Below are 15,777 nucleotides of genomic sequence, written 5' to 3'. Positions count from 1 at the left end.
GGGCCGTCGCCTTATTATCCGTAACCTTGGATCGAGTGTGAGCGAGAACATGAGTCGCAAATACAATTTCAGTGCGGGTCCCGCGGCGTTGCCGGCCGAGGTCCTGGAACAGGCCCGTGACGAGATGCTCGACTGGCATGGCCAGGGGCTGTCGATCATGGAAATGAGTCATCGCAGCGATGCCTTTGTTTCCGTGGCCCAGCAGGCCGAGCAGGACCTGCGCGAGCTGATGGCCATTCCGGACAACTACAAGGTGCTGTTTCTGCAAGGTGGCGCCACCAGCCAGTTTGCCATGGTGCCGCTGAACCTGCTGGGCGACAAGGCCAGTGCCGACTACATCAATACCGGCATCTGGTCCAAGAAAGGCATTGCCGAAGCCAAGCGTTACGGTGCGGTGCGTCTTGCCGGTAGCACGGAATCCGAGCAGTTCACCCGTGTGCCGGGTCAGGCCGAGCTGGATCTGGATCCCGACGCGGCCTACGTGCACTACACGCCCAACGAAACCATTGGCGGTGTCGAATACAACTACATTCCGGAAACCGGAGCGGTGCCGCTGGTGGCGGACATGTCCTCCAGCATCCTGTCCCGCCAGATCGATGTCAGCCGTTTTGGCCTGATCTATGCCGGTGCGCAGAAGAACATCGGTCCGGCCGGCCTCACCGTGGTGATCGTGCGTGAAGACCTGCTGGGCAAGGCGGCGGCAAATACGCCCGCCATGTTCGATTACCAGGTACATGCCGCTGCCGATTCCATGAACAATACGCCACCAACCTTTGGCTGGTACCTGGCGGGCCTGGTCTTCCAGTGGCTCAAGCGCCAGGGCGGTGTTGCGGCGATAGAGGAAGTGAACCGTCGCAAGGCGGCCAAACTCTATGCCTATATAGATAGCAGCAGCTTCTACGCCAACCCGATTGCGCCGGACTGCCGTTCCTGGATGAACGTTCCTTTCACCCTGGCGGATGCCGGGCTGGACAGCCTGTTCCTCGAGCAGGCCGAGGCGGCGGGGCTGCTTAACCTGCAGGGGCATCGTTCTGTCGGCGGCATGCGGGCGAGCCTCTACAACGCGGTGCCGGAAGCGGCCGTGGATGCACTGATTGATTTCATGCAGACGTTTGCGCAGCAGCACGCCTAAGTCAGATACGAGAGTGGCCCAGCCATGAGTGACCAGGAAAAGGAACTGCAGGTTCTGCGTGATCAGATCGACCGGATCGATCAGCAGCTTCAGACTCTGCTCAATCAGCGTGCGGCCTGTGCCCAGCAGGTCGCCGAGGTGAAACAGAAATACCAGGGCGCCCGGGATGCGGTGTTCTACCGTCCCGAGCGCGAAGCCCAGGTGCTGCGCCGGGTGATGGAGCGCAACACCGGGCCGCTGCCCGAGCGTGATGTCGCCCGGCTGTTTCGTGAAGTGATGTCGGTCTGTCTGGCGCTGGAGCAGCCCATGCGCATCGCTTTCCTGGGGCCTGAGGGAACCTTTACCCAGCAGGCTGCGGTGAAGCATTTCGGCCTGTCGGCGATTACCGCGCCGCTGGGCTCGCTGGATGAAGTCTTTCGCGAGGTGGAAGCCGGTACGGCCCATTACGGCGTGGTGCCGATCGAGAACACCAGCGAAGGCATGGTGAATCACACCCTACATCTTTTCTCCCGTTTCCAGATATCCATCGTCGGTGAGGTGGAGCTGAACATCCATCATCACTTGCTGGTGCGCCCGAATATCGACCGTAATGCCGTCACCCGGATCTATGCGACCCAGTCCGCCCTGGCCCAGTGCCGGCGCTGGCTGGATGCACACTATCCGTCGGTGGAGCGGGTCGCGGTGGCAACCAATGCCGATGCGGCCCGTGAGGCCTCGATCGAGTCCGATCTCGGGCTGGCTGCGGCCATTGGCAGTGAGCTGGCCATCGAGCTGTATCCGCTGCAGGTTGCGGTACGCAACATCGAAGACCAGGCCGAAAGCAGCAGCCGCTTCCTGATTCTGGGGCGCCAGGAGGTGGGCCCCAGCGGTCATGACAAAACCTCCATCCTCGTCTGTGCCCACGACAAGCCGGGTGCCCTCTATGATCTGCTGGCGCCGTTTCGCCAGCGTGGTATCAGCCTGACGCGGATCGAGACCCGCACCCTGTCGGGGCCCTGGAACAGCGTGTTCTATATTGACTTTGAAGGCCACGTCTCCGATGCGCCGGTACAGGCGCTGTTCAAGGAGCTGGAGTCGGAGTCGCTCGAACTCAAGCTCCTTGGATCTTACCCGCAGGCGGTGCTGTAAGTATTCGTCATCGCAGGAGTCGCAAGATGGGTTGTGATTTTATCGCCCGGGCCACCCCGGGCGTGCAGGGGCTGCAGCCATATGTCCCCGGCAAGCCGGCACAGGAACTCGAGCGCGAGCTGGGCCTGACCGATATCGTCAAGCTGGCCAGCAATGAAAACCCGCTGGGTCCAAGTCCCCGGGCGCTGGCGGCGGCGCAGCAGGCGCTCACCGAACTGCACCTTTATCCCGATGCCAGTGGTTACCGTCTGAAGCAGGCGCTGCTGCAGCATTATGGCCTCGCGCCCGAGAGTATCACCCTGGGCAATGGCTCCAATGATGTGCTCGAGCTGATTGCCCGCGCCTTTCTGCGCCCGGGAGACGAGGTGATCTACTCCCAGTATGCCTTCCTGGTCTATCCGATTATCACCCAGGCCAGCAGTGCCACCGCGGTCGTTACACCGGCGCTGAACTGGGGGCATGATCTGGATGCCATGCTGGCGGCTGTGACGCAGCGTACCCGGCTGGTGTTTATCGCCAACCCCAATAACCCGACAGGGACCTGGTTAACCCGGGCGCAGCTCTGTGCCTTTATGGATGCGCTGCCGCCATGCGTGGTGCTGGTGCTCGACGAGGCCTATACCGAGTACAGCGAAGATCCCGAGTTTCCCAATGGGCTTGAGCTGCTATCGCGCTATCCGAACCTGGTGGTGACCCGAACGTTCTCCAAGGCCTGGGGGCTGGCGGGGCTGCGGGTCGGCTTTGCCGCAGCCAATACGGACATTACTGATCTGCTGAATCGCGTACGTCAGCCTTTCAATGTGTCCGGCCCGGCCCTGGCCGCGGCCGAAGCGGTGCTGGGGGACAGCGACTATCTGGCGCGTACCCTGGAGAACAACCGCGCCGGCATGCAACAGCTGGTGGACGGGCTTGAGGCGTTGGGGCTGGCGGTGATCCCGTCGGTGGGCAATTTTGTCTGTGTCGGCCTGGGTCGCCCGGCGGGCCCTGTGTATCAGCAATTACTGCAGCGGGGCGTGATAGTACGTCCGGTGGCCAACTACCGGATGCCCGAGCATCTGCGTATCAGTATTGGCCTGGAGGCGGAGAACCGACGCTGCCTGCAGGTGCTCGAAGAGGTTTTGTCTGCGTGAAGTTCTCCATCAACAAGGTACTGGTGATTGGTCTGGGCCTGATCGGCGGTTCTCTGGCCAAGGCTTTGAAACAGCGCCGCTATTGTCAGCATGTAATCGGCTATGATCGCAACCCGGCGGAGCTGGAGGCGGGCCTGGCGCTGGGCGTTATCGACGAAGCCGCCCCGGATCTGCGCGCGGCGGTGGCGGCGGCCGACCTGGTGGTGCTCGCCGTACCGGTGAAAGCCACGGACAGGGTGCTGGCAGATATAGTCCCGGTGCTGCGTGCCCATACCCTGCTGACGGACGTCGGCAGTACCAAGGGCAATGTCGTGGCGGCGGCCGAGGCTGCGTTCGGCACCTTGCCGGCCACCTTTGTGCCCGGTCACCCGATTGCCGGGTCTGAAAAGAGCGGCGTGGCCGCGGCCGATGCCCAGCTGTTTGAGCGCCACAAGGTGATACTGACGCCAACGCCGGCGTCCTCGGCCGAGGCTACGCTGGTCATTGCCCGCATGTGGCAGGCCGTGGGGGCGCAGGTGCTGCAGATGGAGGTGGGGCGCCACGATCAGGTACTGGCCGCGACCAGCCATTTGCCGCACCTGCTGGCTTTTTCGCTGGTCGACACCCTGGCAGCGGAAGCTGCCAATACGGATATCTTTCGTTACGCTGCCGGCGGCTTTCGCGACTTTACCCGTATTGCTGCATCGGACCCCACCATGTGGCATGACATCTGCCTGACCAATGGTGATGCCATACTGGCGCAGCTGGATCGCTTTAGCGCCGGTGTGGAAAAACTGCGCCATGCCATCAGTTCGGCCGACAGTCAGGCGATGCTGGGCATTTTCACCCGGGCCAAGGCTTCGCGGGATCATTTCAGCCGCATTCTGTCCAGCTCTGCCTATGCACAGCACCCGCATAGCGGCCCGGTCGATTACCGGGCCCAGCCGGGGGCTGCGCTGTCAGGCCCGGTGCGCCTGCCGGGTGACAAGTCGATTTCGCACCGGGCCATCATGCTCGGTTCCCTGGCAGAGGGTATTACAAGCATCGAGGGCTTTCTCGAAAGCGAGGACAGCCTGGCGACGCTGCAGGCGTTTCGTGACATGGGGGTGGTGATCGAAGGGCCGCACCAGGGCGCGGTAAAAATTTATGGTGTCGGTCTGCACGGGCTGCAGCCCCCGCCAGGGGCGCTCTACCTTGGGCGTTCGGGAATGTCGATGCGTCTGCTGTGCGGTGTGCTGGCAGGGCAGGCCTTTGATACCGAGCTGACAGGCGATGTGTCGCTGTCGCGCTGGTCCATGGAGCAGGTGGTGCTGCCGCTGCGCCAGATGGGGGCCCGGATAGACACTGCCGACGGCGGCCTGCCGCCGCTGCGCATTCGCGGCGCTCAGTCGCTGCACGGTATAGAGCACCTGTTGCCGGTCCCCAGTGCCCAGGTCAAGTCGGCGCTGCTGCTGGCCGGGCTCTACGCCACGGGTAGCACCGCCGTGACCGAGCCTGCGGCGTCCCGCGATCATACCGAGCGGATGCTGCAGGGGCTTGGCTGTACACTGGATCATGCCACGGGGCGGGTTGCGGTGCAGGCGGGTGGCAGGCTCAGGGCGAGCCGGATTGATGTGCCCGGGGATATGTCCCTGGCGGCGTTCTTTATCGTCGGCGCGGCGATTACGCCGGGTTCCGAGCTGCTGCTGCAGCGGGTTGGCATCAACCCGACGCGTACCGGGCTGATTGAGATTCTGCGCCTGATGGGGGCGGATATCCGCTTCGAACAGGAACGTTGCGCGGGTGGCGAACCGGTGGCGGATGTGCGCGTGTGCTACCGCCCACTCAGTGCCATCGAGGTTCCGGCCGTATTGCTGGCGCGCGCCAGCGACGAGTTGCCACTGCTGATGGTTGCGGCAGCCTGCGCCCAGGGAGCGACCTGGATTCGCGGAGTCGGTGAGCTGCGTCACGACATGGACCGGCTCCTGAAGATGCTGGTGACCGGACTGGGTGCCCTGGGTATCGAAGCCCTGGTGGGCGCCGACAGTGTCTGCATTCGTGGTGGCGCCATCGGTGGCGGCGCGCTCAATGCCGGCGGTGACTACCGCGTCGCCATGGCGTTTGCGGCCCTCTCCCAGCGCGCAAGCGGTGAAATACATATATCGGAATGCGCCTGTCTTGAGGCTGCGTTCCCCGAGTTTGTTACCCTCGCCTGCCGGGCGGGGTTCAGAATAGGTAAGGAGGGAGGCTGATGGTCTCGAAGCAATTGAGCGTGCCGGTAATCAGCATCGATGGTCCAAGTGGTTCCGGCAAGGGGACTATCTGTCGCTTGCTGGCGCGCCAGCTGGGCTGGCATTTGCTGGACAGCGGCGCCCTGTACCGGCTGACTGCCCTGGCCGCGCGTCATCACGGCGTAGCGCTGGACGACGTTGAGGCCCTGGTGGTGCTGGCGGCGCACCTGGATGTGAAGTTTGTGCCCCGTGGTGAAGACAGCGAGGTGCAGGTACTGTTGGAAGGCGAGGAAGTCACACAGCAGATTCGTACCGAAGACGCCGGCGCTGATGCGTCCCGGGTCGCGGCCATCGGGCCGGTTCGCGATGCTTTGCTGGAGCGTCAGCGTGCATTTCGCGAGGCCCCGGGTCTCATTGCGGACGGGCGGGATATGGGTACGGTGGTGTTTCCCGCTGCCGAGCTGAAAATTTATCTGGATGCGAGTGCGCAGGAACGCGCGCGTCGGCGTTATAACCAGTTGATAAATAAGGGTCTCGGTGCTAGCCTTGAAACGATATTGGTTGATATTCAAGCACGTGACGACCGCGATATGAACCGCGCAGTAGCGCCGCTGAAGCCCGCGGCCGATGCGGTGATTCTGGACTCGACCCAGATGAGTATCGATGAGGTTCTGAGCGTGGTTCTGGAGCAGGCCAGACACAGGGGTTTGACCTGGTAAGCATCTGTTTTGTGAGGATGGGGCGGTAATGAGCGAAAGTTTTGCCGAACTTTTTGAGGAGAGCCTCAAAGACCTGAAGATGGCGCCTGGCTCCATCGTCACCGGAACAGTTGTCGCCATTGAAAATGACTTTGTCATGGTTCATGCCGGCCTCAAGTCAGAAGGCTTTATTCCCCGGGAGCAGTTCCTGGATGAGCATGGCGATCTGACTATCGGTGTGGGTGATAGCGTGCAGGTTGCACTTGAAGCGGTGGAAGACGGCTTTGGTGCCACCATGCTGTCACGGGAAAAAGCCAAGCGCGCCGAAAGCTGGAACCTGCTGGAGCAGGCGTTCGAGCAGGACGAGATCGTCAAGGGCATGATCGTTGGCAAGGTGCGTGGTGGTTTTACCGTCGACCTGGATTCCGTGCAGGCTTTCCTGCCAGGTTCGCTGGTTGATATCCGTCCCATTCGCGATACGGCCCACCTTGAGGGGGTTGAACTTGAGTTCAAGCTGGTGAAGCTTGATGCCAGGCGCAACAACATTGTCGTTTCCCGTCGCGCGGTGCTGCAGGCATCCTACGATGAGGAGCGCGAAAAGCTGATGTCGCAGCTCAAGGAAGGCATCGTCATCAAGGGTATCGTCAAGAACCTGACCGACTACGGTGCCTTTATCGACCTCGGTGGCCTCGATGGGTTGCTGCATATCACCGATATTGCCTGGAAGCGCGTCAAGCATCCGAGCGAAGTGCTGCAGGTCGGTGATGAAATCGACGTCAAGGTGCTGAGGTTTGATACTGAACGCAACCGCGTTTCCCTGGGGCTCAAGCAGCTGAGCCAGGACCCCTGGCTGACACTCATGGACGGTCACGCCGTGGGCTCCCGATCCAAGGCTCGGGTCACCAACGTGACGGACTACGGCTGTTTCGCCGAGATCGAGGCCGGTGTTGAAGGCCTCGTGCATGTGTCGGAAATGGACTGGACCAACAAGAACGTTCATCCTTCCAAGGTGGTGCAGGTGGGTGATGAAATCGAGGTGATGATGCTCGATATCGACACTGAGCGCCGGCGCATTTCGCTGGGTATGAAGCAGTGTCGTGACAACCCCTGGCAGGCCTTTGCCAGCCGTTATACCAAGGGCGATACCCTGACCGGAAAAATTCGCTCCATTACCGATTTCGGTGTTTTTATCGGCCTGGACGGCGGTATCGATGGCCTGGTGCATCTGTCTGACCTGTCCTGGGATCTGCCGGGCGAGCAGGTCGCCAAAAGCCTGAACAAGGGGGATGACCTCACCGCTGTGCTGCTGTCCGTGGATACCGAGCGCGAGCGTATTTCGCTGGGCGTCAAGCAGTTGGCCGAAGATCCCTTTGGTGAATATGCGGCCCAGTTCGGCAAGGGCGCACTGGTTACGGGTACCGTGACGGATATAGATGCCAAACAGGTTACCCTGCAGCTGGCCGAGGGGATCAGTGGCGTGCTGCGCGCGTCCGAGGTTTCGGCTGAACGCGGGGCGAACCTGGCAACAGGCTTCAAGCCCGGTGACCAGGTTGAAGCCTCCGTTATCAATGTCGATCGTCGCAGCCGCACCATCCAGCTGTCTCAGAAACAGCGCGATGCGAAGGTCGACCAGCAGGCACTCAAGTCGATACAGGATCAGCCGGTGGTCTCTGCCGGGCCGACGACCATAGGTGACCTGATCAAGGCGCAAATGAACAAGTCGGATGATTGATCGACAGGGAGAGCATGGCTCTCCCTGTTTGTATGATGTAGCCAGGGCTTTGCCGCGTCATTGGAATGAAGGCTTGCCAAATAGCCTGAATCTTTAGGGAGAGTTGTCATGACCAAATCAGAGTTGATTGAACGACTGATAGATCGTCATAATCAGCTATCTGTAAAGGACGTCGAGCTAGCCGTCAAAACGATGCTGGATCACATGACCGAGGCGCTGGCCCATGGCGACAGGATCGAGATTCGCGGCTTTGGCAGCTTTTCGCTACACTACCGCGCACCGCGGGTTGGGCGTAACCCCAAGACCGGCGAGTCGGTACCCTTGACGGCCAAGCATGTACCGCATTTTAAGCCTGGCAAGGAACTGCGGGAGCAGGTCAATGACAGTCTGTCTGAATACTAGAGTTTATCTACTCTGCCTGTTGGAGGCTTGATCCGGTGCGCTGGTTGAAAACGCTGCTACTCATTATTTTGTGTCTGGTTATCCTTTTCGTGGGGATACTCTTTACGATCCATAATACCGACAAGGTTACCATTGACCTGATTCTGGTCCAGTTGCCCCAGGCCAGCCTGTCGCTCTGGCTGATAGCTGCCTTTGTGTGCGGCGGCGTGCTCGGGGTTCTGCTGAGCAGCGTGGCGATTCTGGGGCTTAAAACCCGCCTGCGTTCGGCTCGCAAACGCCTGACCATTGCTCATCACGACCTGGAACGCCAGCGCGCGCTGGTGACCAAGGACAGCGCCTGACTCTCTCTACCCGGGATTGGCTCTACCCGGGATTGGCACTGGTGGTCCAAAGGCTGCGCCAGGCTGATCCCGTTCCTGCTTTTCGTCTGTGTGCCCACCTGATCTGTAGTCGAACCTCTGAGGCATCGGTCGCTGCCTGCCATTGGCGCCTGCAGTCTGCGCTTTTGGCTGTATAATAGTCGCCGCGCGGCGGACTGCAGTCGCTGCACAAAGGCCTGACGGCAGAGTGAACGCTAATACACGAGGGTTTCATGGCAACGGATTCAAAACAGGTACTGGTGGCGCTGGATTATCCTGATCAGGCTCAAGCCATCGCAATGGCGCAGCGGCTTGACCCTGCGCGCTGTCGCCTCAAGGTTGGCAAAGAGCTGTTTACCCGCAGCGGCCCCGCCATCGTGGAAACGCTGCAAAGCCGCGGCTTTGATGTGTTTCTCGACCTCAAGTTTCACGATATCCCCAACACCACGGCCAAGGCTGTGCGTGCGGCGGCAGAGCTGGGCGTCTGGATGGTCAACGTGCACGCCAGTGGCGGGCGTCGCATGATGGAAGCGGCCCGCAACGAGGTCGACAGCGTTGTCGGCAGTCAAACCTTGCTGATTGCGGTCACGGTGCTGACCAGCATGGAGCGGCAGGACCTGGCCGAGATCGGTATCGATATCGAACCGCTGGAGCACGTGAAGCGCCTGGCGCAGCTCACCGAGCGCAGCGGCCTGGACGGGGTGGTCTGCTCAGCCCGGGAAGTGACACCACTGCGCGGACTGATCGGTGCGGATTTCAAGCTGGTGACCCCGGGTATTCGCCCGGCCAATACGGCTGCCGGCGATCAGCGCCGTATCATGACACCGGGCCAGGCCGTGCAGGCCGGCAGTGACTATCTGGTTATCGGCCGTCCCATTACCCAGGCCGCAGATCCGCAGGCGGTGCTCGAAGCTATTCAGCAGGAGCTGGCCCAGGCTCGCTGATTGGCGCATTTTTGACCTCTGTGCTATCTCTATTTAACAGTCGATAAGGAGTTCGGCTGTTAAATAAATAATACAGGGAGTTTCATTATGAACACTCGAATACTTCGTGCTTTGCTACTGACGTTCTGTCTTGCTTTTCTTCCCCTGTCCGCCGCCCAGGCGGATACGCTGGATATCAATACCGCCACCGCCGACCAGCTTTCCAGTGTAATGGTGGGTGTTGGGCCAGCCAAGGCCCAGGCCATTGTGGACTATCGCGATAGTAACGGGCCCTTCGGCAGTATCGACGAGCTCAGTTCCGTCAAGGGTATTGGTCCGGCGACGGTGGACAAGAACCGTGACTTCATCAGCGTGACGCCGGCATCCGCGAAGTAGCTCCGGCCCTGCTATAAAAACGGCACCCCCAGGGTGCCGTTTTTATATACATGGACGTATGTATCCCGCGGGTGCATGGATGCACAGGAGCGGGGTTTACATGGACGTATGTATCCCGCGGGTGCATGGATGCACAGGAGCGGGGTATACAGGGATGTATTTTGGCATTTTTTGCTCCTGCAAAAATGCCATTTTCGCCTTCCCTGGCGGGCATCCTGCGGGTGCATTGGCCGTTTTTTGCTCCCGGCACAAACGGCATTCAAGCCATCCCTGGCTTTTATGCCACGACTGCAGGGATGCAGGAGGTAGGGCCTTACAGAATAAAGACCAGCGTTAGCGGAATGATCACCAGGCTGGCGATGTTGCTCAGCAACACGATGGAGGCCACCTGCTGGGGTTCCTGGTTGTAACGTTCGGCCACCAGGTAGTTCAGCAGTGCCGGCGGCAGGGCGCCGAACAGAATCAGGTAGTGGAACTGGGCCTCATCCAGGTGCAGAACCTGCTGCACCGCCAGTGCCATCAGGATGCCACTGAGCGGGCACAGCACGGCGCCGATCATGCCGCTGCGCCAGTTCGACAGGTCAATGCTCAGCATGCGTACACCCAGGGAGAACAGCATTAGTGGAATCGCGATCTGCCCCAGCATGTCGATAAAGGTTTTCACATAGACGGGCAGCACCCAGTCCGCGCCGCTGATCACCAGCCCGGCGATGGCGGCCAGTATCATGGGGATGCGCAGCAGGGACAGTGGATGCATGCGGGGGTTGAGCATGTACGTGCCCAGGGTAAAGTGCAGCGAGTTTTCCACCAGGAAGAGCACCACGGCCGCCGGCAGCGCCTGTTCACCAAAGGCCAGTACCATCAGCGGAATGCCCAGGTTGCCGCTGTTGTTAAACATCATGGGGGGCAGAAACGTCTTGGGGTGAATACCAATAAGGCGGCACAGTGGCGCCAGCAGCAGGCCCGAGCCAATGACCACGCAGAGGGCACCAACCGCCAAAGGCTGATAGAGCGCGAGGTCAAAGGACTTGTCCGCCATGACCGACAGAATGAGTGCCGGGGTAAATACATCCATATTGACGCGGTTGGCCACTGACATGTCGGTGTGGATGCGCCTGGCATAGAGGTAGCCCACAGTGACGATGGCCAGCAGCGGAAAGACGACCTGGAAAATGCGTTCCAGCAGCAGGAGGGTCGTGTCGTCCATTGAATAGATTCCCTGTTCAGTCGAGCGTGGTGACGGTACCGGCGCCTTTCAGCTTGAAGGGGGCCGGTGCCGTATGCGCCAGAGGCTGGTACAGTCGCCCGAGTGCGACATCTTACTGCCCCTGTTTCGTCTGGATCAAGCGCGCCGCATGTCCTGGTCCGTCGGCATCGTCTGCTGCTCGCGGGGGCGGGAGCAGCGATCCAGCAGGTAGACGATGGACTGGTAGTCGATACCGCTGTGGTGCGTCAGGCCGATCTCGCAGGTTCGACTGGTGGATACGCCCTGCCGGCAGTGCTGTACGGACGTCTTGAGCGTGCGCAGCGCCGAGGCGTTCAGCTCGGGCGTGGTAAAGCCCTTGTCGCCGGCAAAACCGCAGCAGCTGATCTGATCGGGAACCACCAGCTTGCGGGTACAGAGCCCTGCCAGTCGTTTGAGCACCTCGGCCTGGCCCATGCGGCTGGCACTGCAGGTGACATGCAGCGCCACGGGCTCATCCTGCGGCTCGATATCGAGGTGTGGCAGCAGGAACTGGTCGATAAATTCCACGCTGTCGTAGAGCCGTATCCGGCTGTCCAGGGATTCCTTCAGGCGCAGGCTGCAGGGGCTGGTGTCGGAGTACACCGGCAAGGTGCCATTGTCAGTTGCGACGAGCAGCATCCTGGCGGTTTCATCGCGTTTGAAATCCGCTGCCCCGAACATGCCTTTTGACTGAAACGGCATGCCGCAACACTGAGCCTCCAGCCCCTGTGGATAAATAACCTCATAGCCGGCCTTTCGCAGCAGTGCTTCGGTCACCTGCGCCAGGGAGCGGTTGTCTTGACTGCCCCTTGCAGGCCCCATTGTGCGGCTGGCGCAGCTCGGCAAATAGACAACCCTGGGCCGGCCGCTGTCAGGCTGGGCTGGCGCAACGGGCATTTTGGCGGCGGGCCCTGGCATGGCTTCGGTCCACAGTGGTATGCGTTCAGCGCTGATTTTTCGCATGGTTCCAGTGAGAGTTCTCATGGCACTCGTGCCAATCAGGCCGTGGGCACTGTCGGCCAGGCGCAGGGCGATCCTGCTGCCCTTGTTGACACCGCCGTAGTGCGCGGCCAGCCATTGTGCGAAACGGGTCCGGTTCTCGTTGTCGCGGCTGCGAATGGCGCGTGTCAGGTCGCCGGTATTGATCCCCACCGGGCAGCTGGTGGAGCACAGGCCGCAGGCGGCGCAGGTGTCGGTGCCCTGGTAGCGATAGTCCTGGCGCATCAGTGCCAGGCGTTGCGGGTCTTCACCGCTGGCTTCAAGGCGCGCAATTTCACGCCAGATAACGATGCGCTGACGCGGTGTCAGTGTAAGGTCCCTGGACGGGCAGCTCGCTTCGCAAAAGCCGCATTCGATGCACTTGTCGATAATCGGATTAGCCGCGGGCATGGGCTTGAGATTATCAAGGTGTACGCGCGGGTCCCGGTTCAGCAGTACGCCTGGATTAAGGATGTTCAGCGGGTCCAGCAGTTCCTTGAGTTGCCACATCAGTTGATAGGCATCTTCGCCCCATTCCAGTTCAACATAGGGCGCCATGTTGCGTCCGGTGCCATGCTCGGCCTTGAGTGAGCCGTCGTAGCGTCCAACCACCATCTGGGCGACATCATCCATCAGCCCTTCGTAGCGCCTTAGGGCATCCGGGGTATCGAAGGCCTGGGTAAAGACGAAGTGCAGGTTGCCCTCCAGCGCATGGCCGAAGATCAGCGCGTCGGGGTAGTCCCATTTCTGGAAGATACGATGCAGGTCGGCCACGGCGTCGGCCAGGCGTTCAACCGGGAACGCGACATCCTCGATGATGACGGTTGTTCCGGTTTCGCGCACCGCGCCAACGGCGGGGAAAAGTCCCTTGCGGATGGCCCAGTATTGGGCACATTCAGTTGTATCGGTACTGAAGCGTACCGGTTCCAGCACCGGCAGGTGGGCGATCGCGGCGCTGATGACGCTGACCTGTTGTGCAAGTTCGTCGGGGCTGGCAGCGCGGGTTTCAACCAGCAACGCGGTGGCGCCTGCGGGAAGCTGTTGGATGAAGTCCGGCATGCCGGGCTTGTTTTCCACCGAGCGCAGGCCGGCCCGATCGATCAGCTCGACCGCCGCGACCGGTGTGGGTTTGAGCAGCGCCACGGCTTCGCAGCAGCCTTGCAGCTGCTCGAAGAAAATCAGTGTCGAAGCCTTGTAGGGGTGGTCGTTGACAGTGTTGTAGGTGATCTCGGCCATAAAACCAAGGGTGCCTTCGGAGCCAATCATCAAGTGCTGCAGGATCTCGACCGGGTCCTCGTGTTCAGTCAGGGCATTGAGTGCGTAACCGGTGGTGTTTTTCAGGCGGTACTTGTGAGCAATACGCTGGTGCAGCGCGGTATTTTCCCGCGTCTGGCGCGCCAGGCTGTCCAGCGTTTGCAGCAGAATGCGGTGGCTTTTTCGAAACGCCGCCACCGAGTCCGGCTGGGCTGTATCGAGCAGGGTGCCATCGGCGAGAATCAGGCGCATGGATGCCAGGGTGTTGAAGCTGTTCTGCGCGGTACCGCAGCACATGCCGCTGGCGTTGTTGGCGGCAATGCCACCGATCATGGCGCTGTTGATGGAGGCAGGATCGGGGCCGATCTTGCGGTTGAAGGGCGCCAGGTAGCGGTTGGCGTGGCCACCGATAACGCCCGGCTGCAGGCTGATCATGCTGGCATCCTTGTGCAGTCGATGGCCCTTCCAGCCATCGCCGAGCTGAACCAGTACCGAATCCGTGACGGCCTGACCAGACAAGCTGGTGCCTGCCGCGCGGAAGGTAACCGGGATCTGCTGTGCCGCGGCCAGGCGCAGCAGCTGAATGATTTCCTGTTCGGATTCCACGCGAACCACGATCTGGGGCACTAAGCGGTAGAAGCTGGCATCCGTGCCATAGGCCAGGGTGCGAAGCGGGTCGGTGATCAGCCGTGTCTCGGGGATAAAGGCCGCCAGTTCCTGCAGGAACGCGGAATACGCCGGTTTCATCTGTCGATAGCCTCGTCCGGCGCCTTGGCTGCCGGGTTAGTGTTTATGGGATTTGTAGATAGCAGGGGCGGGCCATCAGGTGCCCGTTTACCGGTGTCAGCCGTAGGCATTGGCCGGCAGCCAGAGCACCAGCTGGGGCCAGAACACCAGGATCAGCAGCGCAACCAGTTGCAGCGCGATGAACGGCATCACACCGCGGTAAATGTCGCCCAGGCGCACCTCCGGCGGGCAGACGCCCTTGAGGTAAAACAGCGCAAAACCCACCGGCGGCGTCAGGAAGGAGGTCTGCAGGGTCATCGCCACCAGCATCACGAACCACACCAGTTCCGGGTTATCCACCACGCCATAGCCATCGATCTCAATGCCCAGCGCCGAGATCACCGGCGCCAGCAGCGGCAGGATGATCAGGGTGATTTCGATCCAGTCGAGGAAGAAACCCAGCAGGAAGATCACCCCCAGAATAAAGAAGATGATGCCGTAAGGACCAAAGGGCAGCCCAGTGAGGAAGGACTCGATCAGCTCATCGCCACCGAGCTCGCGCAGTACCAAAGCAAAGCAGGTGGCGCCGATAAAGATGGCAAAGATGTAGGCCGTGGTATTGGTGGTGCCGCGTACCACATCGTTCAGCACCCTGAAGCTGAACTTGCGGTTGTACATCGCCAGCAGCGTTGCCCCCAGGGCACCCACGCCCGAGGCTTCGGTCGGGGTGGCGATACCGCCAAAGATCGACCCCAGCACGACGAAAATCAACAGCAGGGTCGGCAACACCGCCCGCAGCACGTTGAGCACGATGGGCCAGGTCACCGGCTTGGCATCTTTTGGCACCGGTGCGGCGGCGGGCTTCACCAGGCCGTAGATCAGGATATAGACGATATAGAGGGCGCCGAGCATCAGCCCCGGGACCACGGCGCCCATGAACAGATCCCCCACGGAGAGCGCCAGCTGGTCGGCCATGATCACCAGCATGATGCTGGGCGGAATCAGGATACCCAGGGTGCCGGCCGAGGCGATGGTGCCCAGCGCCAGCGGCATGGCGTAGCCCTGCTTGGTCATGGCGGGCAGTGACATCACTGCCAGCAGCACCACCGAGGCGCCGATAATGCCGGTGGAGGCCGCCAGGATGATGCCGATGGCGGTGACGGTAATCGCCAGACCACCACGCACGCGGCCAAACAGCTCCTGCATGGAGTGCATCAGGCGCTCGGCCACACCGGACTTGTCCAGCATGATGCCCATGAAAATGAACATCGGCAGGGCCACCAGGATCCAGTTGTCCATGATCTTCCAGAGCCGGTTGACCACCAGCCCCAGGGTCAGGTAATCCAGCCCGGTGATGCTGTCAAAATAGGTGTCGGCCAGCTGGCCGATAAAGGCGAACAGGATACCCAGGCCACCGAGCACCCAGGCCACCGGGAAGCCGGTAAACAGCAGCGCGATAAAGGATAAAAACATCGCGATAACCAGAATTTCATTGATATCCATTT

General features: G+C 61.0%; 13 protein-coding genes. 10 read left to right on the top strand and 3 right to left on the bottom strand.

Annotation, left to right across the window (positions count from 1 at the left end):
* Positions 1–49: 49 nt before the first annotated feature.
* The 10 genes from serC (at position 50) to KDW95_RS11110 (ending at position 10,089) form a co-directional block, all read left to right on the top strand.
* Positions 50–1,132 carry a 3-phosphoserine/phosphohydroxythreonine transaminase gene (gene serC / locus KDW95_RS11155; protein ID WP_255856336.1) on the top strand — a complete coding sequence of 361 codons (1,083 nt, stop codon included), beginning with the start codon at positions 50–52 and terminating at the stop codon, positions 1,130–1,132.
* Positions 1,133–1,156: 24 nt separating this feature from the next.
* On the top strand, positions 1,157–2,260 hold the full coding sequence (gene pheA / locus KDW95_RS11150; RefSeq protein ID WP_255856335.1) for a prephenate dehydratase: 1,104 nt from the start codon (positions 1,157–1,159) through the stop codon (positions 2,258–2,260).
* 26 nt (positions 2,261–2,286) lie between these two features.
* Positions 2,287–3,390, top strand: a complete 1,104-nt coding sequence (hisC, locus tag KDW95_RS11145; RefSeq protein ID WP_255856334.1) for a histidinol-phosphate transaminase — start codon at positions 2,287–2,289, stop codon at positions 3,388–3,390.
* A complete protein-coding gene (locus KDW95_RS11140) occupies positions 3,387–5,600 on the top strand; it encodes a bifunctional prephenate dehydrogenase/3-phosphoshikimate 1-carboxyvinyltransferase (RefSeq protein ID WP_255856333.1) in 2,214 nt (737 codons plus the stop codon). Before hisC ends, KDW95_RS11140 begins: the two co-directional genes overlap by 4 nt.
* Complete coding sequence (cmk, locus tag KDW95_RS11135; protein WP_255856332.1) at positions 5,600–6,298, top strand: (d)CMP kinase; 699 nt, start codon at positions 5,600–5,602, stop codon at positions 6,296–6,298. The genes KDW95_RS11140 and cmk overlap by 1 nt, the downstream gene beginning before the upstream one ends.
* 28 nt (positions 6,299–6,326) lie before the next feature.
* On the top strand, positions 6,327–8,009 hold the full coding sequence (gene rpsA / locus KDW95_RS11130) for a 30S ribosomal protein S1 (RefSeq protein WP_255856331.1): 1,683 nt from the start codon (positions 6,327–6,329) through the stop codon (positions 8,007–8,009).
* A 108-nt stretch (positions 8,010–8,117) separates the two neighbouring features.
* Positions 8,118–8,411, top strand: coding sequence for an integration host factor subunit beta (gene ihfB, locus KDW95_RS11125; RefSeq protein ID WP_067298806.1), 294 nt, complete (start codon positions 8,118–8,120; stop codon positions 8,409–8,411).
* Between the two features lie 35 nt (positions 8,412–8,446).
* Entirely contained in the window at positions 8,447–8,752 is a 306-nt protein-coding gene (locus KDW95_RS11120; protein ID WP_255856330.1) for a LapA family protein, read from the top strand.
* Positions 8,753–9,003: 251 nt separating this feature from the next.
* Positions 9,004–9,714, top strand: coding sequence for an orotidine-5'-phosphate decarboxylase (gene pyrF, locus KDW95_RS11115; protein ID WP_255856329.1), 711 nt, complete (start codon positions 9,004–9,006; stop codon positions 9,712–9,714).
* A gap of 87 nt (positions 9,715–9,801) precedes the next feature.
* Positions 9,802–10,089: a ComEA family DNA-binding protein gene (locus KDW95_RS11110; RefSeq protein WP_255856328.1), complete on the top strand. Its 288-nt coding sequence runs from the start codon at positions 9,802–9,804 to the stop codon at positions 10,087–10,089.
* A 313-nt stretch (positions 10,090–10,402) separates the two neighbouring features.
* On the opposite strand, the gene KDW95_RS11105 is transcribed toward KDW95_RS11110, so the two are convergent.
* From KDW95_RS11105 to KDW95_RS11095, 3 genes are all read right to left on the bottom strand, one after another.
* Positions 10,403–11,296, bottom strand: a complete 894-nt coding sequence (locus tag KDW95_RS11105) for an AEC family transporter (RefSeq protein ID WP_255856327.1) — start codon at positions 11,294–11,296, stop codon at positions 10,403–10,405.
* 135 nt (positions 11,297–11,431) lie between these two features.
* Positions 11,432–14,293: an FAD-binding and (Fe-S)-binding domain-containing protein gene (locus tag KDW95_RS11100; RefSeq protein WP_255856326.1), complete on the bottom strand. Its 2,862-nt coding sequence runs from the start codon at positions 14,291–14,293 to the stop codon at positions 11,432–11,434.
* Between the two features lie 96 nt (positions 14,294–14,389).
* Positions 14,390–15,775, bottom strand: coding sequence for a TRAP transporter large permease (locus KDW95_RS11095; RefSeq protein ID WP_255856325.1), 1,386 nt, complete (start codon positions 15,773–15,775; stop codon positions 14,390–14,392).
* Positions 15,776–15,777: the final 2 nt, after the last annotated feature.

The organism is Marinobacterium rhizophilum (assembly GCF_024397915.1).
Lineage (GTDB): Bacteria > Pseudomonadota > Gammaproteobacteria > Pseudomonadales > Balneatricaceae > Marinobacterium_A > Marinobacterium_A rhizophilum_A.
The sequence above is the reverse complement of the archived record's forward strand: the minus strand, read 5'-3'. Positions and strand labels throughout refer to the sequence as shown.